Origin of the sequence: Legionella pneumophila subsp. pneumophila str. Philadelphia 1 (assembly GCF_000008485.1) — a bacterium.
Taxonomy (GTDB): Bacteria; Pseudomonadota; Gammaproteobacteria; order Legionellales; family Legionellaceae; genus Legionella; species Legionella pneumophila.
In genome coordinates this window covers 2,537,459-2,561,660 of the sequence record NC_002942.5, presented here as the reverse complement: position 1 = coordinate 2,561,660, position 24,202 = coordinate 2,537,459, and the positions used below count along the sequence as shown (strand labels likewise).

Here is a 24,202-nt window from a genome sequence, read left to right as displayed (position 1 = left end):
CCACTCTATCTTGGAGATTGTGATGCTAAAATGTTTATCCAGTGTAATCATTGTGTTTTTGATTTTGTTTACAACCGGTTGTCAAACCAATACTGTGAGTAACATGTTTATTCCGTCTAATCCATCAGGCATGACTTTGGCTCAGTCGGTAAAAGATTCGCTAATGGAAAGCAATGATCCTGTGATCAATCAAATTCATGTGGAATCCAATCAAAATGTGGTCATATTAAGTGGTTATGTGAAAAAAATTCGCCAGAGTGATATCGCAGAACAAATTGCCAGACAAGTCCAGGGAGTTCAGTCAGTGGAGAACCGTATTATTGTTCGCCCCTAAACTATTTTAACTCTTGAATAAATTAATTTCTCTTGTCAATGACGTTGGTTTTAACGTCATTGACCACATGATTTCTCATTATTAGCAAGCTTATTCTTTTTTATTTTCTTTACCTCGGCAGCAAGAACAACAACTAAAACAATTGTAAAGCCAAGCGATAAGGAATCCCGTGACGAACCCATCAATAAAGCCAATGACGCCACCAATGAAGCTTCCCAGGATAGAAGGTTCGTAGCCAAGGTATAAGGTGGCAACTGCTTCAACAAAGGGCCTGCCATAGGCATAAAAATAGGCGATTAATCCCATGACTAACAATGATAATCCCCATAGAATTCCTAAAGAAAGACCCAGTCCAACAGGACTGATTTTGCAACCATTCATGGCAATCTCCTTATTAGCTCTCTAATATAATTATATACCAGTTTGTCTAATCAAAATTGTGGGTCATGGGTTTCAACGTCTACAATTAAATAGTATCCACTTTTGGGATTAAGAGCATGAATTATTTCATTGGGTTGTTTTTTGGATTACTTAATGCCGTTATTTGCTACGCAGAGCCTAATGGCTCTTCTCTTCCAAAAGAATTAATCAAAGTCAATAAAGAAAATAATCCTAAATGTGTGGAGTTTGTAACCTATAAGGGAGAACTTTATTGCAGTGTTGTTCCTTTGGCTGATTCCTCAGGTGATTCACAAGTTATCCATTATGAGAAGCAAATAGTACGTTTTGATGACCGGCCCTGGAAGATCGCTTGGGGAAAGAAAACGGATAAGGTAGCTACCGTTGAGTATATTCCTGTTGGAGATGACATTAATAACTGGAAAGAGTTGATTACCACACAATTTATGCCGGGTTTAACTCACATGACACCAGCCCAGTTTGGCAATCAATTTTTATATAACCTGAATCAATCAGGGGTAAAATATATTGTCCATGTCATTGAGGAAAAACCCGAGCTACTCATTTTTGAATTTAAAATTCAAAAGCCTGCTAATCTGCAACAAGACGAAATCTTGAAAATTACCAAAGGTAAGGACGGAATTTATGTACTTCATTATGCAATTAAAAAATCGGATATGACTAAAGAGAATCGAGACAAGTGGATAAAAAACTTAAAAAACAGTTTTATAAAAATATCCACACCGTAAGTGCAAAAGAATGGGCGGGATAAAAAGTTAGCATTTGAAGCTTCAAATGACTTTAAAATAAATTGGCAATAGGTCGTATTATTCATTACAGTACTGCGAATGACATACAACAAGGTATTATTATGAAATTGTCTTTTTTAGGTGCGACTGGTACGGTTACCGGCTCTAAGTACCTGGTAGAATCAAATAATAAAAAGATTTTGGTAGATTGCGGACTTTTCCAGGGTTTAAAAGAATTGAGACTAAGAAACTGGTCACCCCTTCCTGTGTCTCCCAAATCAATAGATGCTGTTGTTTTGACCCACGCACATATTGATCATAGCGGTTATTTGCCATTATTGGTGAAACAAGGATTTAAGGGGCGCATCTATGCAACTGCTGCGACAACCGATTTATGTTCTATCTTACTGCCCGATAGCGGTTTTTTGCACGAGGAAGATGCCAGAAGGGCAAATAAATATGGGTATAGCAAGCACCATCCGGCTTTACCTTTGTATACTCAGGAAGATGCAAATAATACCTTAAAGTATTTTGAATCAGTAGAATATGACACCCCTTATCCTTTAATGGATGATTGCGAAATCAGTTGGCATAGGGCTGGGCATATATTAGGGTCTGCATTTATTCAATTTCAAACAAAGCAAATCAAGTTATTATTTAGTGGTGATATTGGAAGACTCAATGATCCTGTTATGAAGCCTTCCGAGTTAATGAAATCTACCGATTATTTGGTGATTGAATCAACTTATGGGAATCGCTTGCATGATAAAACCGATCCTTTAGCGTTTATAGCCAACATAGTCAATACGACTTGTAAAAGAGGCGGTACAGTGCTAATTCCTGCTTTTGCAGTCGGTAGAGCACAAACTATGTTGTATTATTTGTATATTTTAAAACAAAAAAAATTAATTCCTGATGTCCCTGTCTATCTGGATAGCCCTATGGCTATTGATGCCACTGAATTATTATTAAAACATCATAACGAACACCGCTTAAGTGCAGAGGAGTGCCGAGCCGTCTGCCAAATAGCGACTTATGTCCATGCCCCAAATGAATCCATGGCAGTGGATTGGGAGCGCGAATCTAAAATTATTATTTCTGCAAGTGGCATGATGACAGGGGGCCGGGTTTTGCATCATTTGAAGGTATATGCTCCTGATCCTGCAAGTACTATCCTTTTGACTGGATTCCAGGCTGCTGGAACGAGAGGTGAAAAAATGTTAAATCATGAGCCGTCCGTTAAAATCCATGGTGATGATTACCCCGTCAGGGCTCAGGTAGCTACGTTAACCAATGCCTCTGCTCATGCAGATTATGAGGAAATACTAATTTGGCTAAAGCATTTTGAGAAGGCCCCAAAGGAAGTCTTTATTACCCATGGCGAGCCTCAAGCGGCATTGGGATTAAAGGGGCATATTGAAACGGAACTGGGGTGGAATTGTAAGATACCTGACTATCTTCAAAAGGTAAACTTGGATTGATAAATCCCAAGAATAGTACTTAATTTAATATTCTGAGCAAAAGTGGTTAGTCCCCTAAAAATCAGCTTTAGTTGAAACAGTTGGGCATGAATTGAATCTGATGATCCAGAATCTATAAAATCTCAGATTGATTCCATTAGACGCTGAGTCTGTTTGGTTTAATGGCTGGGTTTTGGTGATATAAAGTATTTTCCAAGACTCACAGCTGTTCGAGTATCTTTACTTAACTATTTGAAAAAATAATTATTTATTGGTTTGGATAATCTTGACTTTTTTGATTATTGATTCTTAAAATGCTATTGGCAAAACGAGAGATCTTTGCCGGATTTATAATCATTTTCATTTAATTAAAAAGGGAATTGCTATGAATAAATTACAATTAACAGGCGCTGCTTTAGCTGTTGGCGCTGCTTCTATGTTTGCTTTGGCTCCTGCATTTGCTGTTGATGCTACAGCTACCACTATTCACTGTAAAGGTGTTAATGCTTGTAAAGGCCAAGGCAGCTGTAAAACTGCTGATAACGCTTGCAAAGGTCAAAATTCTTGCAAAGGCAAAGGCATTCTTGAAATGTCTAAAGAAGATTGCGAAAAACAAGGTGGTACCGTTGCTGAGTAATTAATAGCAATTATTTCAGTCGCATCTTACCAGGTATGTAGAACAAACATGCCTGGTCCCCATTCTTTTTTATGGTCTAATATGGAAGTATTCCCCAATAAATTGGCTCAAAAATTACCATATTTAGGTTTTGGTTTAGGATTACGGCCAAACTATTATGAAGAAATCCTGACGAGTAAACCTGATTTGGATTGGTTTGAAATATTAACTGAAAATTATTTAATTCCTGGAGGCAAGCCTCTCTATTATCTGGACAAAATTCGCGAACACTATCCTATTGTCATGCACGGTGTTTCTCTTTCTCTGGGAAGTAGCGATCCTTTGGATTTCGATTATTTAAAACAAGTACAAGAATTAGCGTCTCGCATTGAACCAGCCTGGATTTCAGATCATTTATGTTGGACTGGCGTTCATGGATTAAATACGCATGATTTATTACCGGTTCCGTATACAAGTGAAGCGATTCAGCACATAGTATCCCGTATTCAAGTAATACAAGATTTCTTAAAACGTCCTTTTTTGATTGAAAATGTATCAAGCTACCTTACATACAAACAGTCAGAAATGTCAGAATGGGATTTTATTCTGGAAATAGTAAAACAATCCGGTTGTTATTTATTGTTGGATGTCAACAATGTTTATGTCAGTTCATTCAATCATAATTTCGATCCAATGGCTTATATTAATTCCATGCCTCCTGGAAGAGTAGCTCAAATCCATTTGGCAGGTCACACTAATCACGGAGATTACATTATAGACACTCACAATGCTCCAGTAATTGAGCCAGTTTGGGATCTTTATGAGGCAACCATACAGAGACTTGGGCCTGTATCTACTATGATTGAACGTGATGATAACATGCCTGATTTTAGCGAGCTTTTAAGTGAAATTAATCATGCAAAACGCCTTGCCATACAAGCTGCAAAAGAAAAGGTAGCCGTATGAAATCGCTATTGACTTTACAAACCCAATTTCAAGAATTCATTTATTCCGGGCAGGGATCAATTAAAGAGTCCATAGTTCCAACCAAGTTAGTTTCAACAGAAACGCGTCTGAATATTTATAAAGACGGTTATCGATTGAGATTGATTGAATGTTTGGCAGCGAATTACCCCGCTTTATATGCGTATTTAGGTACTGAGGAATTTGAAAAGTTAAGTGCTCGTTATATTGATTCTTACCCATCTGCTTACCGTTCAATCCGATGGTATGGTGATAGATTGCCTGAATTGATAAAAAAGTACTATGCGAAGTCTTGCTATTATTTGTATGAACTGGCTGAGCTGGAATGGAAAATGACCTTAGCCTTCGATGCAGCAGATGATACAGTGCTTAATGTAGAAGAGATGGCAGCAGTGCCGCCCGAATCCTGGGCTGAGATGGGGTTTGTACTTCATTCATCAGTCCATAGGCTTGATTTTTGTTGGAATGTTTTTTCATTGTGGCAAGCTTTGGTCAATAATCTTGAGATTCCAGAGTTGAAAGATAGTCCTGCTACTACTGGCTGGGTGTTATGGCGAGGTCAAAATTATATCATTCAATATTACAGCTTGTCGGAAGAAGAGGCTTGGGCTTTAGACGCTCTGATTCAGGGCTCCTCTTTTGGGGTGATTTGTGAGGGATTATGCCAGTGGATGTCTGCCGAAGAGGTCGGAATGAAAGCAGCGTCTTATTTAAAAAACTGGATTCAAAATGGGTTATTATCTCAGTGTCGTATTCGTCGCAATTAGACATTGGGAGGTAAAGAAGCTTACATTGACAGAACGACATAAGGATATGCCATGCTAAACCCAAGAGAGATCCGAACCATAGAAGATGCAAAACGCATCGTGGAAGAAAGACAATTAACTCATGTTAAGGTTGGTCTTTTTGATATCGATGGTGTGATGCTGGGCAAGTACATGAGCCGTAACAAGTTTTTTTCGGCTTTGGAGCATGGTTTTGCTTTTTGTGATGTCATTTTAGGATGGGATTCTAAAGATAAGCTTTATGATAATGTGAAATATACGGGTTGGCATACGGGTTACCCTGACGCCTCAGTGCGAATTGTTCCTTCAACCTGTCGTGAAATACTATTTGAAGAAAATCAACTGTTGTTTATGGCTGAATTTTCACAAGCAGCAGAAGCCATCTGTCCTCGCGGGATCTTGCGTCGTGTAATCAATAAAGCTGCGGGTATGGGGTATGATGTTTATGCCGCATTGGAATATGAATTTTTTGTATTTGATGAAACACCTGACAGCGTGCGTGCAAAAGGATTTCGTAATCTAAAGCCTGTTACTCCTGATAATTTTGGCTACTCAATTATTCGTAATACGGTACATGCTGAATTTTATCATCAAATTCTCACTATGGCGGAAAAAATGGATTTCCCCATTGAAGGTTTACATACTGAAACAGGCCCGGGAGTTCTGGAAGCAGCAATAGCGGTTGATGATGCCGAGGCCGCAGGAGATAAAGCGGCTTTGTTTAAAACATTTATGAAAATTCTCGCGCAACGCAATAATAAAATGGCAACTTTTATGGCTAAATGGTCAGGTGATTACCCTGGGCAAAGTGGTCATATTCATCTGTCTTTGCGAGATAGAGATGGTGGCAAGTCTGCTTTTTATGAATCAGGCAGAGAATATAATATGAGCAAAATTCAACGCCATTTTTTAGCCGGGCAGCAAAAGTTGATGCCTGAATTTTTAGCCATGTTATCCCCGACTGTGAATAGCTATTCCAGACTAATTCCCGGCTATTGGGCTCCAACAGAGGCAACATGGGGTGTCGAGAACCGCACCACTGCTTTACGAGTGATTCCCGGCAGTGATAAGTCACAGCGTATTGAATATCGCTTGGGTTCTGCAGATGCGAACCCATATCTGGCGTTGGCTGCTGCCATAGGGTCGGGTTTATATGGCATTGAGAATGAGTTGGAGCCTGAGGCTGAGGTAAAAGGGAATTCCTACGAGCAACATCATAGTCCGGCATTGGCGTTGCCTCGCACATTATGGGAATCGGCACAAAATTTAAAAAACTCTTCCGCTGCTTACGAATTATTTGGTCAAGAATTTGTTGAGCATTTTGCTGCTTCAAGAGAATGGGAAGAGAGAGAGTTTAGAAAACATATTACTGATTGGGAACTCGACAGGTATTTTGAAATTATTTAATTGAAACGACAGATTTTATAAAATTTATGGATTAAAAATGATTGCTACCTTAAAAACCTATTCTCCTGTCGATAACTCTCTTTATGTTGAGAGAGAGTATGCGAATCAAGAAGAGATAAAAACTGTTTTAAGCAAAGCACAAGTAGCAAAAAAACTGTGGTCTTTGTCTTCTCTGGCCGAACGCCAGGAATATTGTTTGGCTGCTGTCAATGAAATAGTCGCTAGCAAAGTAGACATTGCAGAAGAAATTTGTTGGCAAATGGGAAGACCAATTCGATACGCAGCTGGTGAAATCAATGGGTTTGAAGAGAGAGCAAGATATATGATTGCACAGGCCGAATCATCACTGGCTTCTGTGGAGTTACCTGAAAAAAAAGGATTTACAAGATACATCAAACGAGAGCCGTTAGGACTTGTGTTGGTTATAGCGCCATGGAATTACCCCTATCTCACAGCAGTCAATGCGATTATTCCTGCACTTATGGCGGGTAATGTTGTGATTTTGAAACATTCTGCGCAAACTCCGTTAGTGGCTGAGCGTTTCGATCAGGCATTCAAAAAAGCAGGCTTACCCATGGGTGTTTTTCAATATTTGCATTTGACACATGAAGATACAGAACAACTCATGAGATCGCCAGCAGTTAATTCTGTCGCTTTCACAGGTTCAGTTGCTGGTGGTGAAAGAGTGGAACAGACAGTGGCAGGACGTTTCATTCCTGTGAATTTGGAGCTAGGTGGAAAAGATCCGGCTTATATCAGAGCAGACGCTGATTTGGACCATGCAGTAGAAACAGTTATAGATGGTGCATTTTTTAATTCAGGCCAATCCTGTTGTGGTATAGAAAGGATTTATGTTCATAAAGAGATATACGAACAATTTGTTAATAAAGCAGTTAATTTGGTTAAACAGTATAAATTGGGACGGCCCGATGATCCAGAAACCACTCTGGGTCCACTGGTACGTGCTTCTTCAGCTGACTTTGTCAGAGAGCAAATCAAAGAAGCGGTAGCCCAAGGAGCAGTAGCACATATAAATACCCGGGATTTTGTAATGGATAGACCTGGTACACCCTATCTGGCACCGCAAATTTTAACCGATGTTAATCATCGCATGCGAATTATGACAGAAGAAACTTTTGGCCCAGTCGTAGGGATCATGTCGGTTGATAGTGATGAAGAGGCAATCGAAAGGATGAATGATAGTGACTATGGTTTGACCGCTGCTGTATTTACTCAGGATATTCATCGAGGAATAGCGATTGGTGAACGATTACAAACAGGTACTTTTTTTATCAATCGTTGCGACTACCTTGATCCCGGTTTGGCTTGGACAGGTGTAAAAAAATCAGGCAGGGGTTGCACTTTATCCGCCATAGGCTATGAGTATTTAACGCGGCCCAAATCATTCCATATCAGAGCTAAAATTGAGACTTAAAGCCTGATACCTACGATTACCTACGCCTTAAAACTCAAAATATAATTATAAAAAAGACCTAATCTTTCCTGCGGAAAGATACTTGCTATCAGTTACAATGGTCTTTTTCGAATCAAAGGAAGATCACACATGAAAAACCAATCATTAATTGTCAATTGGAATTACCCGACACGAATCCTGGTTGGGGCTGGGCGAATCAATGAACTAGCGAAAGTATGTCGTGAGTTAGGCATGAATGCTCCTCTGTTAGTCACAGACCCGGGATTGGCTTCGTCGTTAATGGTGAGTAAAGTCATACAACAGGCTCAGGCATCCGGTTTGCGAACGGGGTTATTTTGCCAAATTAAAACAAATCCTACCGGTGACAATGTGATGAATGGAGTCTATGCTTTTAAAGCTGGCCAGCATGATGGCGTGATTGCTTTCGGAGGTGGCTCGGCTTTGGATGCCGGCAAAGCCATCGCTTTAATGGTTGGCCAGGATCGACCTTTATGGGATTTTGAGGACGTGGGTGATAACTGGACTCGGGTGAATGTTTCAGCCATGGCCCCAGTTCTTGCCATTCCAACAACAGCAGGAACTGGTTCAGAGGTCGGGCGAGCTTCTGTAATTACCGATGCTGAAAAGCAGGTTAAAAAAATCATTTTTCATCCTAAAATGTTGCCTGCTATGGTTATTCTGGATCCAGTGTTAACAGTCGGTCTTCCCAAATCACTTACTGCAGCTACAGGTATGGATGCTCTTTCCCATTGTCTTGAAGCTTATTGTTCCAATTATTATCATCCTATGGCAGAAGGTATTGCGTTGGAAGGAATAAGATTAATCAAGGAGAACTTAATTCAAGCTTACAAGGATGGTAGTGACCTGGAGGCAAGAACCCATATGCTGGTTGCTTCAGCAATGGGGGCTACCGCCTTTCAGCGTGGTCTTGGAGCGATGCATGCCTTGGCTCATCCATTAGGTGCAATTTATGATGTCCATCACGGGCGGCTTAATGCGGTTTTGATGCCCTATGTTTTATTGGCTAATCGTAGTGAAATTGAAAACAAGATAGAGCACCTGGCAAATTATTTGTCAATAGCAAATGGATTTGATGGTTTTTTGGATTGGATAGAGCAGATGAGATTAGAGTTAGGAATCGAAAATACATTAAGTCAGTTAGGTATTGATCATTCGCAGATAGACAGACTGGCAAAAATGGCCACCGAGGATGCGGCAGCAGCTTCCAATCCTGTTCTTTTTACATTAGAGCAATACAAAGAACTATTGAGCAAAGCCATTGGTGAGTAATCGTTGTAAAGGAAAAGGTGCAGAAACGGGTTGTTTGCCAGGTATAAATCAGATGGAAAGGACTTGTATATTGAAATTAAGTCTAATCCAGACAATAAAAATTTTGCGATAATTAATTAGGTGAATTAAATGAATCTTGGTATTTTGCTTTGTGATAAGGTAAGTGAAGTATTTGTTGCGGATCATGGTCAATACCCTGAGATGTTTGCCAATCTATTGCGCCCGGCGGATTCTACTCTTGAATTGACTGTATTTGATGCAGAGCATGGGGAGCTGCCAACAGATATCCATGCCGTAGACGCTTATCTGATATCAGGAAGTCGACATGGGGTGAATGATGATTATCCCTGGATAAGAAAGCTTGAAGAGTTTGTTCGTACTTTGCATGCTTCCCAAAAAAAATTAATTGGTATTTGCTTTGGGCATCAATTAATAGCGAAAGCCTTAGGTGGAAAAGTGATTAAATCTCCCAAGGGTTGGGGGGTAGGTATGTCACAAAATCAAATTTACCAATTCAAAGAATGGATGAGACCATCTCTAAATTGCTTCAACTTGCTGGTTAGCCATCAAGATCAGGTGATTGAGTTACCAACCGGTGCGGAGATATTGGCAGGGAGTGATTTTTGTCCAAATTATATGATGCAAATTGGTTCTTTCTTTAGTGTGCAGGGGCACCCTGAGTTTACTAAATCTTATTCTCGTGATTTGATGGTGTCTCGCGAGGATTCGGTCAATGAAATTGAATTTGCAAAAGGGATGAAATCTCTTGAGTTACATGAGGATGACACAATTATTGCCCAGTGGATAGTTAATTTTTTAAAAGCCTGATGAGCTGTTTTTAATTGATTATTATACCCCCTTAGAGTACAATATGTGAACATTAATTTTATTCACTGACCAGAACTATCGGGAGTATGTATGGCGAAGACAATTAAGGCTACTGGAGATGGCGCTTGTCTGTTTAATGCAGTGTCAATCGGACTGAGTGTCGAGATCTTGAGCGGAAGACTGGATTCGCAGCTGGATACACCCGGTTATCAGGCCTTGCTGGATGAATTTGCCAAACATCACCCGCAATTTAACCCCAAAAGCTGGAAAACTTTAAAAGAGTGGCTAGCCTATTACAACGATACCAGAGACATTGAGCTGATTTTAGCACCCGTATTATTTAATTTGAATCAGAAATATCAAGATCATCTGGATGAAGAAATTCTCAATGAATTAACCAATCTTGTATGGAAAAATAAGGCCAATATTGAAAATGGCCAAGCCTGGTTTCAATTGCAAAACACAGGGGATTTGGGCGAGGCACTTTTTCCCAAATTGGAAAATCTGGATTTGAAAAAAGACAGGGCTCCTTTATTAGATAAATTACGAGAAATTCTTAAAGACTACAAACTTGAACTGACACGTGAAAATGTAAAACAATTTCTGACCGAAAAGGCTAAAGAATTATTATCCGCTTTAAAGAAAAAGATCAGTTCAGATCCTCATGCCTTTCAAAGGGGTTATAGCTGTGATGAGTTAAAGGGTATGACAGATGCCTTAGCGATCAGTCTGGTTGAGAATAGAGAAGAGGACATTACGGACAACCGAATCAAAATCAGATTAGAGAACCAGGAAGAGCATTGGAATGTATTGTGTAATGAAGAAGATAGCGAGCGTTTTCTGGATTCGACACCCTCACGTTTGAAAATGACTTCCTTGGAGGCTTATCGAGGTGATAAACAAGTTAGTGCACCAACATCTGAGCAGTTGGATTTGATTGAAGAGCCTGGCGTTTTTTTAAGAGAAAGAACCATTGATAACCCTGGCCTTGGCAATTGCGCTTTTTATGCCTTTGCGATAGGTTTGGTGAATATAATTCAGGAAGAGGCAAAGTATAATAGAAGAACCATGTTTGATCGATGGGTAGGTCTCGACAGGTCAATTTCAGGTCAATACGATGAGATTTTGAAACTTAATCTCGAAGATCCCGATAAAGAATTACTGGACAGGTTGCAAAGCTCCTTAAGAATAGTGACTTATCAATATCAAATACGAGAATTAAGAAATGTCTGTGTATTCAGAAATGGAAATTATAATCGATTAACTGGAAACAGTAATTTTGTTAATTTTGCAGCCTTATATTATGGCGATCCTCTGGATACAGATTCTCGATTCAATCCTTTTGCCGATTCTGTTCCTATACTGATTAAAATGGCAAACATTGATCGAGACAGTGTTCATCCAGGACATGAAAACGATGTATTGGTTCCTCTCTTTTTAGATTTATTATATGGTGACACTACGAATCCAGCTGATATCACCCTGGAAACAGAACCAAAGAGTGATTCACCTATCATTACTGCGATGAATAACATCACTCAGGATTTTTTCTGGGGCACCCATTTGGATTTAAATTATTTAGCCGAAGCGTTTGAGGTAAATCTTCATGTGCTAAGGAATAATAGTCCAATTCAAGAGTTTGTCGATATTCCCGAGCGACACACTCTTACTTTAACTAATAGCAATAATACCCATTGGACTACCCAAATTACAACGGCGAGAGCCACTACAGGAATGCTTTTGGGGCGAAACCCTCACCTGAGTGGAGCTAAAAGAACCGGGGAGCAACAGCGAGTTAACGAGGGGTTTCCTGGAAAAGAATCAGCCAACGATTTTATGATACCTCCTTTTGATGAAATATCTAACCCCCATCATAAGAAAGAGGTAGAGACCAATAAACCAATCGGTAAAGGGTTTTTCCATGATAGACCGGTAGTTAGTGAAGAGCAGAGAAAATTGGAGCAATTAAAACGAATTGTTGCCAATGCTACGCTCGCTTACACTACCTACAGTGAAAGCATCTGGTTTTGCTTCTTTCATTATCATGGTCAAACAGGCCGAGATCGGGCTAATAACTTCTGCAAAACATTTTCTAAAATAACAGATTATGGCCAAGCCAAAGAAGCTTTGGTTCATTATTTAAATGACAGCAGGAATGGAAATACACATCCACATTCCTACAGAACAATGTTACTGCATGAATTACAAGGGAATCATGACAATAAAAAAGATTTGCAATATTTGTCCAGGCATTTTACTTCTTCTTTAAATAAACTAGCATCTGTTTTAGAAGTGCAATTGTTTGCCAACAGATATGTTCCTTAGGTAACTGTTCATGGGGTATGTGATTAAGGAATATTAGGTCCTATGTCTTTCCCGCGAAGGCGGGAATCTATCCATAAAGCTAGCACAAGGGTTGATTTTTAGTTAGCTTCCCGCCTTCGCGGGAAAGACAACTCAAATAAATAGGCTTATAAACAGAAAAATTTGCATACCCCGTGTAAAGGTTACTTCCTTAGTAAGAGCGTGGTGTAAAAGGCATCCTAGAGCCCTTTGCACCCGCATAAGTCCCTAAAGTATATTATTTTTTAATTGAGGACGTCGATTTTTTACTAATTAAAGCGATGATGGGCGGTAAAATTGAAATCGCTATGACCCCATAGATAACCAATGAGAAATTCTCTTTTATTAATGGGATTGAGCCTAAATAATATCCCAGGCTAAGAAGACTTCCAATCCAAAGTATGGCGCTGATCAGATTGAAAAGCGTGAAATGCAATGATCGCATCCTGCCAATACCTGCAATAAATGGAGCAAAGGTGCGTATTATGGGAATAAAACGCGCCAGTATTATTGTTTTGCCGCCATGCTTCTCATAAAAAGCATGGGTATCATGCAGATGCTTGGGATTCAGTAACCAGGAGCGTTTAGCGCTAAAGACACGAGGGCCTATTGCACGCCCTACAAGGAAATTCACTTGATTCCCTAATATCGAAGCCATGAAAAGCAAAACAAACAACAGCATGATATTCATAGGGTTTCCTGGTTGAGCTGCTATACTTCCTGCAGCAAATAACAGGGAGTCTCCTGGTAAGAAAGGAGTGACGATAAGGCCTGTCTCACAAAAGATGACAGCAAATAACGCAAGATAAGTCCAAAACCCATATGTTGATACAAAGGCATTTAAATAAACATCGATATGAAGAATGTAGTCAATCAGGTGCTGTATGTTTTGCATAGTGTCTCTTTGGATTAAATGTATGACGTGAATTCCAGGGTATCTATACTGACGTGAGTTATGGATAAAATCAGCTGTTATCTCAAACCACTCGGGCATCTCCTCAGCCTGAACGGCTCCCTGGGTATCGACTGGTTCTTATATAATCTTTATTCATCACTCACGTTACTCTAAAGAAACAAAAGGATACCCATTTTGAAAATATAGAGTTTATGAAAAATTTTGATCTTTTTAACTCGACCTCGAAATTTATACCCGTGAAAGCTTACTTTTTCATCAGCCCAAAATATTATTGTTTTTATTACCTTTTAAAAAGCTTACTAAATTCTACACGACTTACATAAAATCCCCAATTTTCTTAAAAGAAAATGAAATTTTCTGGCAAATATGGATTATTGATTATACACTTTATGTAATATTTGTTCTTATAGATTAAGCAAATAATGAATCAATAAGAGGGGACGTTATGAAGAAATGGAATAGCTTTCTTTTGTTAATTTATTTGTCTTTATTTATAGGCCATGCCCATGCAATTACTTCTTTGTTAACTAACACTTCCTTGTTGACTAATTTTGCGCAATTAGTTAAAGCAGTTGAACAAGGTGATGATGTCAAGGCCATTATACGATTGGATCGATGCCAAATTACAGATCCTGCACTGCAAACTCAATTAGTACAAAATTTGGATGGCGCTTCAACAAGATTCAATTTTACAGAGTATTTGCATTTTCGAACCAGAATTAATGATCAATTACGAGATACGGTAACTACTGTCTCAAGCAAGATATTTGAATATTCGCCGGGTGTATTTTTATCTGTTTCAAGTCGTTTGAATGTCTTTGAAGATAATACTGCCACCTTGCGTGTGAATTTCTATAATCCCGCCTTAGGTACAAGCGTATTAATTATCGATTGGCTTTGTGATATCAGTAATGGCAATGATGAAAATGGGTTGTTTCTATACAATAGTCCTTAAGCTCTCGAGGTATAAAGTTTACTTCTTTCATTTGGCTCATTTCTTAATGACTGTTCAGATCCAGTCTAAGATGATCTGGACTTATCCAATAATAATGATGCATCAAGCAAACCTGAAGCAATCAATTCTGCAATTTTATTTTTCAAAATCTCTTCAAATTGTTGTAATAATAGTTAAAATTGAAAAAATATATCAATATTGATCATATCTAGAATAATTTAAACTATTCATGTAATAATGATTTGTCTAGGGAAAGAATTTTTAGTGCTTCATGCTTTGCTTTTGAATAGTTGTTTATAGTAAACGACCTGGAGAATAAAAATGAATTTTCTTAAAAAATTATATGTACAAGTTCTTCTGGGTGTTTTCATTGGTATTTTGCTTGGATATTTTTTGCCTGATGTAGGGGTTCAATTAAAAGCTATAGCCGATGTTTTTATCAAAATCATTAAGATGCTAATTTCTCCTATTATATTTCTCACCCTGGTCTCCGGAATCGCAGCAATGAATGATATGAGGCAAGTTGGGCGCTTGGCAGGTGGGGCATTGCTTTTTTTTACGTTCATCACAACTCTGGCATTGCTAATAGGTCTTCTGGCGACAGATTATTTTAAGCCTGGTGTTGGTTTAAATGTGAATCCCAATTCTCTGGATGCCAAGGAAGCGAGTTCATACCTTGAGGGGGCACATAAGGTAACCAATGTGACTGATCTGCTAATTAATATTATCCCGAGAACTTTTATTAGCGCTTTTGTCGATGGTGAGCTGCTGCAAGTTATTTTTATTTCGATATTGTTTGCTATAGGTCTGATTCTTACAGGCAATATGGGCAAATCTTTGGTTAATGGGATGCAAATCCTGTCTAATGTCTTTTTTAAAATCATTCATCTTGTAATGTATATGGCGCCTATAGCTGCCTTTGCTGCTATGGCGTTCAGCGTTGGGAAATTTGGAGTTGGCCCTTTGTTTAATTTAATTGGATTATTGGCTTGTTATTATCTGACCTCCATTTTCTTTATCTTGATTATCTTGGGAAGTCTTTTGCAATGGTACTGCAAAATTAATATCTGGCATCTGTTACGATATTTAAAGGATGAGCTTTTAATCGTATGGAGTACTGCTTCCTCCGAAACCGTACTGCCAAGTTTGATGCAGAAACTGGAGCGATTGGGGTGTGAGCAATCTGTAGTCGGTTTGATCTTGCCATTAGGATATTCTTTTAATTTGGCAGGAACTGCAATCTATTTAACAATGGCAGCTATGTTTATTGCACAGGCTACCAATACTGATTTAACTGTTTGGCAGGAACTGTCGCTTCTGGGAGTTATGATCATTAGTTCCAAGGGTGCCGCTGGGGTGTCCGGAAGCGGATTTATTGTGTTGGCAAGCTCATTAGCTACGATAGGACATATTCCTGCTGCAGGTGTCGTTCTTGTTTTGGGTATCGATAAATTCATGAATGAAGCCAGGTCAATTATTAATATGATGGCTAATGCAATCGCCACGATTATTATTTCCAGGTGGCAACAATCTTTGGATTACCAGAAAACTCAATTTGAATTGCAAGAAAAAGGACAAGCAGAAACCAAAAGTGTTTATGCTAGTGAGATGTAAAATTTCTACAGGACTCACGAAAAACCCCAATCTCATCGTGAAAAATGTTTTTAATTCGGTCATTTAGTTTATCTAAGCTCCCTCATTAAAAACATTTTTTGCCTCGACCTTGGAGTTTTTGGTAAGTCCCGTTCTATTGCGAAAGGGGGCATGTAACCCCTCAAAAAAATCAAGCTTATAGAAAAACCTGGATGTCCTTGTATTAGCCATCCAGGCTCCAAAATACCGAGTTTTTATTTACCAATAATACCTCTAAATTAATTTAGGTTGGTTTCACTATATGTTCTTCCAAGGGTTCCATTTTTTCTCTTTTATTTTGCTTTGTCGAACTAAAAAATAAATTTGAAACGTTGTAATCTGTAGAAAGTCTTAACTGATTAGGCAGATCATCCATCATGTAAACGAGCGCTTCTTTTGCATCGAGCTGTCTTATCCAATCTCTGGATAAAGTAGATTGCATTGCTTTGTTTTCAATCAGTTTAAATAATCGATAACAAGAAGAGTCAGTCTTTAACAAGAAACAATGGATTTTTGCGAACTCTGCAAGTTGTTGAAAGGATTTGAGTAGAAGGGTTATTTGTTCAGTAGTCTCATTTGTTATTTTTAATTTATTGATTTCCTTTATGCTACAGATAATCCGAATTTGCGTTCTACAAACTTGCAAACTGATGTTGTATCGATAGCAATCAAGGAGATTTGTGGCCGTTAATGTTGTATTGGTTTGAGCGCTTTTTAAAAATTCGGTCGTATTGTTACAGTATTGAGCAAGAGTTTTGAGATAGTATTTTGTGCCTTGAGGGTTGATTTCCTGTTCTGCTTTTCCATAAGCAAATACTGTTGCGGACTGGGAGTCGTATTCTTTAATAAATTTATTAATGAAGTAGTCAAGAATATCAATGAATCTGAAATTATTGGAGTTATAAGCCATATCAAGAGTGATGGCTTGAAAAATGTTATCCAATTCCGTATCAATTACCTCAAAATGATCGCTGTTTTTATAGATACGGGAGTTGGGGGCTTCCTTGTTTAGCAAAAACATTTGGTTTTCAAGATCATCAAAAATGATTTTGGTATCCTGATTAAAGTATTTTTGAATAAAAAGCCTAATCTTAAATTTGATTTCATTGCTTATTTCTTTGCTATCAGATTCGGAAATTGCTGCCAGCTGTTTTAACAACAGCATTCTGTAGAGAACGAATTCATCAGTGACACGCGCTGATTGTTGTAAGGGATCCAAGCCTAATCCAGGTTTGATTTTATGGCAAAGCGATAATAAAAAGGCATAGGAGTTATCAAGATAACGATTGATGTTTTCCGCTGTTAGAGGCTCCCCGGCATCTCTTCTGGCGATACCTAACATTTGTCGATATTCCGGGTCTCCTAAAAAAATACAAGTCGAAGTATATAAAGGCTCATATTTTTTAAACAGATTCAGAGCTGTATCGCAGAGATAATTATAGGGATTATGCCTGGGTTTATCTGGCGCATCAATGGGGGTCAAACGTTTTATATGAGAAAAATCAGATTCATTACCTCCCAGGCCACCTTTCTCTCTGGAGTTAGAATAGAATTTCAATAACATAGGGGGGATGTAATTGAGTTGACAGACAATCTCAAGGACTTGCTCTTTCATTTTGGGGATTAATTCAAATTCTTCAATCACAGATTGATTTTTTTCATCCTGCAAATAAGTCATGGTATCGTGAATCCACTTAATCAATAACTTGGAGTTTTTCTTGTTAATCGAATGAATGAGTTCTTGAGTTTGTATCCTGCTTTGAGTAATTAATTCTTTGTATTCATCCCCCAAATCAATTTCGATGGCTTTACTGTGCCTATACCGAGAAGCGTATTCTCTTAACCATCCAGATACTGAGCCTCTGGCTACCTTTTTACCAATCGTGACTAAATGAAAATTCTGGTTGATTTTTTGAAAATCTCTTGTATTTTCAATAACCTCACTGGTTGTTTCTTTTTTTAATAAACTTTCTTTTTTCAAACGTAAAAACTCTCCATTTATCATGTCGATAGATTGCTGAATATGAGCTCTATTATCCGAAGAACGTTGGTAAGTTAATACGCTGAGTTTATTGATCAGGAGGTGCGTTGCTATGCAAGAGAGAGCAAAAACCAGGACAGCTAGAGCACCTATCGCCCATAGAAAAGTACCGCCAGTCATAATAATCATAGTCACACCGACTATTGGAGCAATAATGACTCCTGCAAAGAGTGAAAAAATGATAGGGTATCTTGCGAGTATCCCTTTCTGATTCATTTTTTCCAGTAAAAAATCTTTTGCCAGAAGCATGAATTTCAACTGGATTTCCTGAGTAAAGGCCAATCGAACCTGTTCAGACTCTGACATTTGATTGATCCACTTGACCAGAGGCGATTGATGTTCACTTTGAATTTCCACATCGTGGACTTGATAAAGTGATTTAAAACCTGAGTTAAAAATACGACTTAATTCACGTGCAAAATAGATTTCTATAGCCAAATGAACAGATTCGCCAGATTGGTTGGCAATTTTTGCTTTGGCAATGAATTCCTCTCTGGAATTGGGTTCGATTGGTGATTTGCTTATTTTCCCAAGCAGCAACATTTCTCTGAAATGAAATAATTTGATAATTTCTATGGAGATGCGCTCACATTCTTTTTTTATCAAATTGGATAATTCAGTTTGTTTTTCCAGGGTTTCATTAAATTCTTTTTGTACATTCTCTGGCGCCCCTAAAAATTCATTATTGAAGTAATCGAATAACAGGTCGGTAATTGATTTGCCTAAAGCGAGAGAAAAGACCTCGGCGGCTACAAAATTGAATAAGGTATTGTCATTGGAAGAATTGATATCAGAAAGAAAATTTCTTATAGATTCCGGGATAAGCAGTTTTGCCTTTTCAATGTAGTAGGAAGAACCTGCTGTTTCCTTTTCCAATGAAGATATTGTGCTTGGAGCTCGGCTTAGAGCGATAGTGTCGAGATAGTGATTAGCTAAGAGGCGCGTGTCTTCAATTTTTTCTATCCAGGAATATAATTTTTCAGGATGTTTTGATTGCTCAAAATATACCCCAAAACGGGTTATCATTTGGCTTTCAAGTCGCTTCTTATGGTTATGATGAATAGCCTTAATGACTGCAGTTTCTTTGTCGTTCAGTTCTAACATTCTTCGCTCCCTCGTAGAGTGATTAGATATGACTTTATGCAATAAGGGCTATGCCAAGAGACTATATTTGCTGTTGCTTGTTTCCTGGCATTTCCCTGCCAAAATTCTTTAGAATCTTGATACATCACATCTGTTGTTCCCGCATAAACACTCAGAGGGAGTCCACAGAAAAATTGGTGGTAATTTTTCAGCATGCCCTTGTCAAAAAGTGAAAGCAGTCATTACTGAAAGGGCAAGACAATCTTAATTATTATTTAAACGTACTATTGGCTGATTAGGTATCCCTGAAATAAGGATAATTCAGCATTAATGAGCCAGTTTTGTGCCATATAGCCTGTCTCCTGCGTCTCCTAAACCAGGAACAATGTATCCATGATCATTCAGCTGCTCATCTATGGCTGCGGTGAATATTGGGACATCAGGATGTTCTCCATGAAAATTGGAAATTCCTTCAGGAGAGGCCAGTAGACAAAGAAATTTAATTGACTTGGGATGTAATGCCTTGACCTCTTTAACCGCGGCAATGGCTGAATTTCCTGTCGCCAGCATGGGGTCAACAACAATAACATCTCTGTCTTGTGTGTGTTCAGGTAGCTTGAAGTAGTATTCGACTGCTTCCAGCGTTTTGGGATCTCGATAGAGACCTATATGACCAATTCGGGCAGTAGGAACTAATTGTAACATGCCGTCCAGTAGACCATTACCCGCGCGTAATATCGAGACAAAAACAAGTTTTTTTCCTTTCAAAACAGGTGATTGCATAGTGGCCAAAGGAGTTTCTATTTCTTCGTACTCTATTTCCAAATCCCGAGTGACTTCATAGGCTAATAGCATACTGACTTCGTGCATGAGTGTCCGAAATTTTACTGTGCTGGTTTCTTTTTTTCTCATTATGGTGAGTTTGTGCTGAATGAGAGGATGATTTATAACCTTAACTTGATTGAAGTCCATTATTATTCCTTATTAAAATATCGTGCCATCACTGATAATTTCTATTGGGGGTGTTCCATTAATTCGTTTCTTTTGTGCAATCTGTCGTCCCGCCTCCCAAGTGCCTCCTTGCAGTATTTTGGCTAAGGGAAGAGATTCTGCATTCATGTTGAGCTGTTGCCTGATTAATAGCGCTAGCTCATCCAGCAAGGCTACGGTTAAAGCACGCCATTCTACTATGGGCTCTGAGCCAGGGTCTTGAGGTTGCTCCAGAATTTTATTATTTCTTACTTTTAATAGTTCGGTATCGATTAGTAAACCACCATTTCGATACTCAGGCAATCCGGTCAATACATCCAAATCAGCAATATCAATACCTGTTTGTTCCAGTGGTTCTACTAAAGAATAAGTGAGCCATTGTGATAATTTGTGAAAGGGTATGTATTCAGATCCGGCCTCATTGGTTTTCAATGCGCTGTGGATCCAGACATCGCCTAAAGATACTCCATGATAGATCAATCGAACAGGCCATATGTCATTGAATGTTTCTAACACGGCCTCGAATAATTTGGTAGTAGGCAGTATTTTGTTGTCTTGCAAGGATTCCACATAAGTATAAAATTCACCAAGACGTTTTCGGCGATTAAAACAGTGTTCCTTGCGATGAATGATTTCTCCAAGGCGATTAAGCAAGGATACTCGACCGGGTATTCCTTCAAGCAGATTGGTAGAGCTAACCTGAAAACCTTTTATGAGATCCGTTTCTTTAAAGTCAAGCAGACGCTCGGCATCCACGCGAAACGGGTTAGTTGGGTCAGCGCTAAATGCCCCACTTTCATAGAGGTATAAACTGGCCAGGGCTAATCCTTCAGAGCGACTGTACTCCTTTTCAGTGAGAGCTTCTTTATAGCGCCATAGGGGGCCTGCCCCTGCATCGAGGAAAACACTGATGATGACCAGTTCGTAGAGTATTTTTCCCCATTCTGAGGGGGAAATTGGATCCAGTTGTTTGCGTAAATTATGAATTCGGGGAAGGCCATCCATTTCAAAATGACGCCAGCGGCTGTGATATGGAATATCAAGCTCAGGATAACGGCTGGTGATAATGTCTACGATATACGATGCCGTTGTTGTCATTCGTTCCGGGTTCAGGGAAAAGTGTTCCAGCCGATTTTGTTTTGCCAAGTTTAAAATACGATGCGACCGGGTTCTTATGGTGTCAGGATCACGAAGCGTATTCAAAACATTTTGTATTTGCTGCTCTTGATTATTCATGAAGGGCACGTCCTTTCGGTTTAGCCAATTCGTTGATATCAATAATTCCTTCGGGTGAGTAATATCCTGCTGCACGCTTGGCATCTATTTCTACCCGGGCATCTGGAGGAATCAACTCATCCGGTATTTTTACCCGTTCAATAACATTGATTCCAGATTTGAGCAAGGCATCGTATTTCATATTGGACATTGAAACGAAGCGATGAATTTTAGTGATCCCCAGCCAATGAAGAATATCGGACATTAATTCCTGGAAACGCATATCCTGAACACCGGCAACGCATTCCGTTCTTTCAAAGTACTTGGCTGCAGTGTCACCACCTTTCTGTCTTTTTCTGGCGTTATAAACCAGAAATTTAGTGACCTCCCCAAGAGCTCTTCCTTCTTTGCGATTATAAACGATAAGGCCTGCGCCTCCTTTTTGTGCGGATTCGATGGATAATTCGATTCCATGGACCAAATATGGTCTGCAAGTGCATATGTCAGAACCAAAGACATCGGAGCCATTACATTCATCATGGATACGGCAAGTTAATTCGATTTCCGGATTATGGATGGTAGTCACATCACCAAAGAAATAAGCAGTTAATCCTCCAATGGGCGGCAAAAAGACATCCAAGTCGCTACGGGTCACCAGTTCAGGGAACATTCCAGCGGTTTGTTCAAAAAGAGTGCGTCTGAGCAATGCTTCTGAAACCTGGAAGCGCTCCGCAATTCCAGGCAAGTACCAGACTGGTTCAATCGCGGCCTTAGTCACCACGACATCCCCTGTTTCACTTAAAATTTTTCCATCAGGTTTTAATCTGCCTTTTTGCATGGCAATATGCAATTCCGGGATATTAATATGTGCCCTTGTGACGGCAATGGTTGGTCTGATGTCATAGCCGGCTTTTATTTCTTCTGAGAAAACAGAAGCCACTAGATGCCCCCAGGGATCGAGGGAGACAATTTTGCCTGCTTCACCCCATTGCTTATGAGGCCCTATGTCAACAGGAGGCAGGGTATCGGTCAGATCAGGAACGTGTTCGGGATCCAGCAGACCAGCTGCTACTGCCAAGGCCCTGTAAACAGAGTAAGACCCTGAGTGAGTTCCAACTGCATTTCGATTTTTGATATTAGTGAGAGAAGCAATAACAGGCCCCCTCTCTTTAGGGTTTTTTTCACCCCATTTGATTTTTAATGGAGCTTGTGTGTGGCTTGCCGGGTGTGAAGACAAGACAATGTGTCCTTTTGATTTTTTCTTTGAATCATCTGGTGACATGATACTTAATTCCTTTTGTTTCAACGGTGCTCAAATAAATCGGTTGTTTTATCTTTTATCTTTTATAAGCAGGTGCACACTGTTGTTATAAACTGTCTAACCAATCATAAACCACAGCATTGGAATAAGAAACATTGCCTACCTGACAATGACTTCCAGCCCCTTCAAAATCACTAAATTCATATTGTGCAGAATTCGTTATTTTGCAAAATTCCGCGAATTGTTTTCCAGGCTCTCCTCCTTCGCCACTTCCTAATAATGCAAGGCAAGGGATTTTAATATGATTTAATGAATCACCTACGGTGAACTCTCTTAAATAATGAAATGTTGCCTTAAAAGTAGGTTGCCCAAATCTTCTGATTAAATGTTCTGTTTGGGCTTTGAGTTGAGGGGGCATCACTTCATTGGGTATAGAGGGTAAGTCATTGATGCTAAAATCTTCAGAATCAGGCATTTCACAAGGGTCCATTTTTACAAAGGAACACATATAAGCATGTAAATCCAGAATAGGGGAGTTAGCAATTAAAACTTTGATTCTTGGTTCATGGCTCGCGGCACGAGTTGCGAAATAGCCGCCAAAACTAATGCCCATCAATGTCAATTTGGCCATATTGATCTCTTGCCTGAACTCAAAATAATTAATGATTCTTTTAACCACTTGCTCAAAATCAGGCTCAAAATAAGTGTCCGGATATTTTCGAAAGACATCCATTTGGCCGGGGCCTGCGAAATGAATCACATTATACCCACGTTCTACCGCAGCTAATCCGCGCATGAGGAACTCTTCTTCCAAAGTTCCATCAAAGCCACTGACTATCATGACGGTATCTCGTTTTTCTCCATCATTGGCAGGGGAGATAAAATAGCATGGGAGATTGATGTTTTTATAAGGAATGGAATGGTTTTCAAAATGGATATCCATGCTTGAGATGGCTGTGCAAAAGCAATCTGCTGAATTCAATCCCAATTTTCTGTGATGTTCTGAGGAAGGAGGGGAGTAATATTCAGCGGCACGAAATGAATTGGAGGCTTTGAACAATTGCTCTCGACCGCTTATGACATGGTTTTTTACCATGCGTTCCAAACCGTCCTTTTTTTGCCACTCGGCTAACCGTTCAAACTGTCTGACCCATTCTTCAGGGTCTTCATTTTTCATGGTGTTTGCAATATTTAAACATTCACCTACTGATGCGGCTCTATAGCTGCTGGATCCCAGTTGCCGGATTAGTTGAAAATCCATCTCTGAATCAGTAAAACCCTTCACCCGAATATCGCCACGACTGATATCACTCATTTTACTTCTCCGTTATTTCCGTTTTACAGAGTGTTATGAGCTTAATAGTAACGGTACATGCCAAGAACATCAATCTTAAATAAAAAATCCTTAAATCATGATAATGCATAAAATATGGTATAAATTTTACAAACCAAAAGATGTTAACATCGCTCAACGCATTA

At 39.1% G+C, this 24,202-nt stretch carries 20 protein-coding genes; 13 read left to right on the top strand and 7 right to left on the bottom strand.

The annotated features are described in order from the left end of the window. Nucleotides 1–22 precede the first annotated feature (22 nt). Nucleotides 23–334 carry a BON domain-containing protein gene (locus LPG_RS11355; protein WP_010947968.1) on the top strand — a complete coding sequence of 104 codons (312 nt, stop codon included), beginning with the start codon at nt 23–25 and terminating at the stop codon, nt 332–334. A gap of 90 nt (nt 335–424) precedes the next feature. Here the strand turns inward: LPG_RS11355 and LPG_RS11350 are convergent, their stop codons facing one another. After that, nucleotides 425–715, bottom strand: a complete 291-nt coding sequence (locus LPG_RS11350; protein ID WP_010947967.1) for a bacteriophage holin — start codon at nt 713–715, stop codon at nt 425–427. A 116-nt stretch (nt 716–831) separates the two neighbouring features. Here LPG_RS11350 and LPG_RS11345 point away from each other — a divergent pair, with 116 nt between their 5' ends. The 10 genes from LPG_RS11345 to lem21 all read left to right on the top strand — a co-directional run bounded on the left by LPG_RS11345 (nt 832) and on the right by lem21 (nt 12,612). Beyond that, nucleotides 832–1,482 carry a hypothetical protein gene (locus tag LPG_RS11345; protein ID WP_010947966.1) on the top strand — a complete coding sequence of 217 codons (651 nt, stop codon included), beginning with the start codon at nt 832–834 and terminating at the stop codon, nt 1,480–1,482. Nucleotides 1,483–1,604: 122 nt separating this feature from the next. Then, on the top strand, nt 1,605–2,963 hold the full coding sequence (locus LPG_RS11340) for an MBL fold metallo-hydrolase RNA specificity domain-containing protein (RefSeq protein ID WP_015444159.1): 1,359 nt from the start codon (nt 1,605–1,607) through the stop codon (nt 2,961–2,963). A 364-nt stretch (nt 2,964–3,327) separates the two neighbouring features. Beyond that, entirely contained in the window at nt 3,328–3,579 is a 252-nt protein-coding gene (locus tag LPG_RS11335; RefSeq protein ID WP_010947964.1) for a BufA2 family periplasmic bufferin-type metallophore, read from the top strand. 81 nt (nt 3,580–3,660) lie between these two features. Continuing rightward, nucleotides 3,661–4,524: an MNIO family bufferin maturase gene (locus tag LPG_RS11330; RefSeq protein ID WP_015444160.1), complete on the top strand. Its 864-nt coding sequence runs from the start codon at nt 3,661–3,663 to the stop codon at nt 4,522–4,524. Beyond that, nucleotides 4,521–5,309 (top strand): HvfC/BufC N-terminal domain-containing protein, encoded by a 789-nt coding sequence (locus LPG_RS11325; protein ID WP_010947962.1) that lies wholly within the window; start codon nt 4,521–4,523, stop codon nt 5,307–5,309. Before LPG_RS11330 ends, LPG_RS11325 begins: the two co-directional genes overlap by 4 nt. A gap of 51 nt (nt 5,310–5,360) precedes the next feature. Further along, nucleotides 5,361–6,734, top strand: coding sequence for a glutamine synthetase family protein (locus LPG_RS11320; protein ID WP_010947961.1), 1,374 nt, complete (start codon nt 5,361–5,363; stop codon nt 6,732–6,734). Nucleotides 6,735–6,771: 37 nt separating this feature from the next. After that, nucleotides 6,772–8,169, top strand: a complete 1,398-nt coding sequence (locus LPG_RS11315; RefSeq protein ID WP_010947960.1) for an aldehyde dehydrogenase family protein — start codon at nt 6,772–6,774, stop codon at nt 8,167–8,169. Nucleotides 8,170–8,298: 129 nt separating this feature from the next. After that, nucleotides 8,299–9,459, top strand: a complete 1,161-nt coding sequence (locus LPG_RS11310; RefSeq protein WP_010947959.1) for an iron-containing alcohol dehydrogenase — start codon at nt 8,299–8,301, stop codon at nt 9,457–9,459. A gap of 129 nt (nt 9,460–9,588) precedes the next feature. Further along, nucleotides 9,589–10,287 carry a GMP synthase gene (locus LPG_RS11305; protein WP_010947958.1) on the top strand — a complete coding sequence of 233 codons (699 nt, stop codon included), beginning with the start codon at nt 9,589–9,591 and terminating at the stop codon, nt 10,285–10,287. Between the two features lie 90 nt (nt 10,288–10,377). Then, the gene (gene lem21 / locus LPG_RS11300; protein ID WP_010947957.1) at nt 10,378–12,612 is read left to right on the top strand and encodes a Dot/Icm T4SS effector Lem21; all 2,235 of its coding nucleotides are present in this window, start codon (nt 10,378–10,380) and stop codon (nt 12,610–12,612) included. 256 nt (nt 12,613–12,868) lie between these two features. Here lem21 and LPG_RS11295 read toward each other — a convergent pair whose 3' ends face one another. Beyond that, entirely contained in the window at nt 12,869–13,525 is a 657-nt protein-coding gene (locus tag LPG_RS11295; RefSeq protein ID WP_015444161.1) for a DedA family protein, read from the bottom strand. Between the two features lie 466 nt (nt 13,526–13,991). On the opposite strand from LPG_RS11295, the gene LPG_RS11290 reads away from it, so the two are divergent. Both LPG_RS11290 and dctA read left to right on the top strand, forming a co-directional pair. Then, entirely contained in the window at nt 13,992–14,501 is a 510-nt protein-coding gene (locus tag LPG_RS11290; protein WP_010947955.1) for a hypothetical protein, read from the top strand. 321 nt (nt 14,502–14,822) lie between these two features. After that, nucleotides 14,823–16,115: a C4-dicarboxylate transporter DctA gene (gene dctA, locus LPG_RS11285; RefSeq protein WP_010947954.1), complete on the top strand. Its 1,293-nt coding sequence runs from the start codon at nt 14,823–14,825 to the stop codon at nt 16,113–16,115. Nucleotides 16,116–16,377: 262 nt separating this feature from the next. Here the strand turns inward: dctA and LPG_RS11280 are convergent, their stop codons facing one another. From LPG_RS11280 to LPG_RS11260, 5 genes are all read right to left on the bottom strand, one after another. Continuing rightward, a complete protein-coding gene (locus tag LPG_RS11280) occupies nt 16,378–19,278 on the bottom strand; it encodes a hypothetical protein (protein WP_015444163.1) in 2,901 nt (966 codons plus the stop codon). A gap of 306 nt (nt 19,279–19,584) precedes the next feature. Then, nucleotides 19,585–20,229 carry a uracil phosphoribosyltransferase gene (gene upp / locus LPG_RS11275; RefSeq protein WP_010947952.1) on the bottom strand — a complete coding sequence of 215 codons (645 nt, stop codon included), beginning with the start codon at nt 20,227–20,229 and terminating at the stop codon, nt 19,585–19,587. A gap of 12 nt (nt 20,230–20,241) precedes the next feature. After that, on the bottom strand, nt 20,242–21,483 hold the full coding sequence (locus tag LPG_RS11270) for a URC4/urg3 family protein (RefSeq protein ID WP_015444165.1): 1,242 nt from the start codon (nt 21,481–21,483) through the stop codon (nt 20,242–20,244). Further along, nucleotides 21,476–22,744 carry a GTP cyclohydrolase II gene (locus LPG_RS11265; protein ID WP_011216144.1) on the bottom strand — a complete coding sequence of 423 codons (1,269 nt, stop codon included), beginning with the start codon at nt 22,742–22,744 and terminating at the stop codon, nt 21,476–21,478. The genes LPG_RS11270 and LPG_RS11265 overlap by 8 nt, the downstream gene beginning before the upstream one ends. Before the next feature lie 85 nt (nt 22,745–22,829). Continuing rightward, entirely contained in the window at nt 22,830–24,038 is a 1,209-nt protein-coding gene (locus LPG_RS11260; protein WP_010947949.1) for an alpha/beta hydrolase family protein, read from the bottom strand. Nucleotides 24,039–24,202 lie beyond the last annotated feature (164 nt).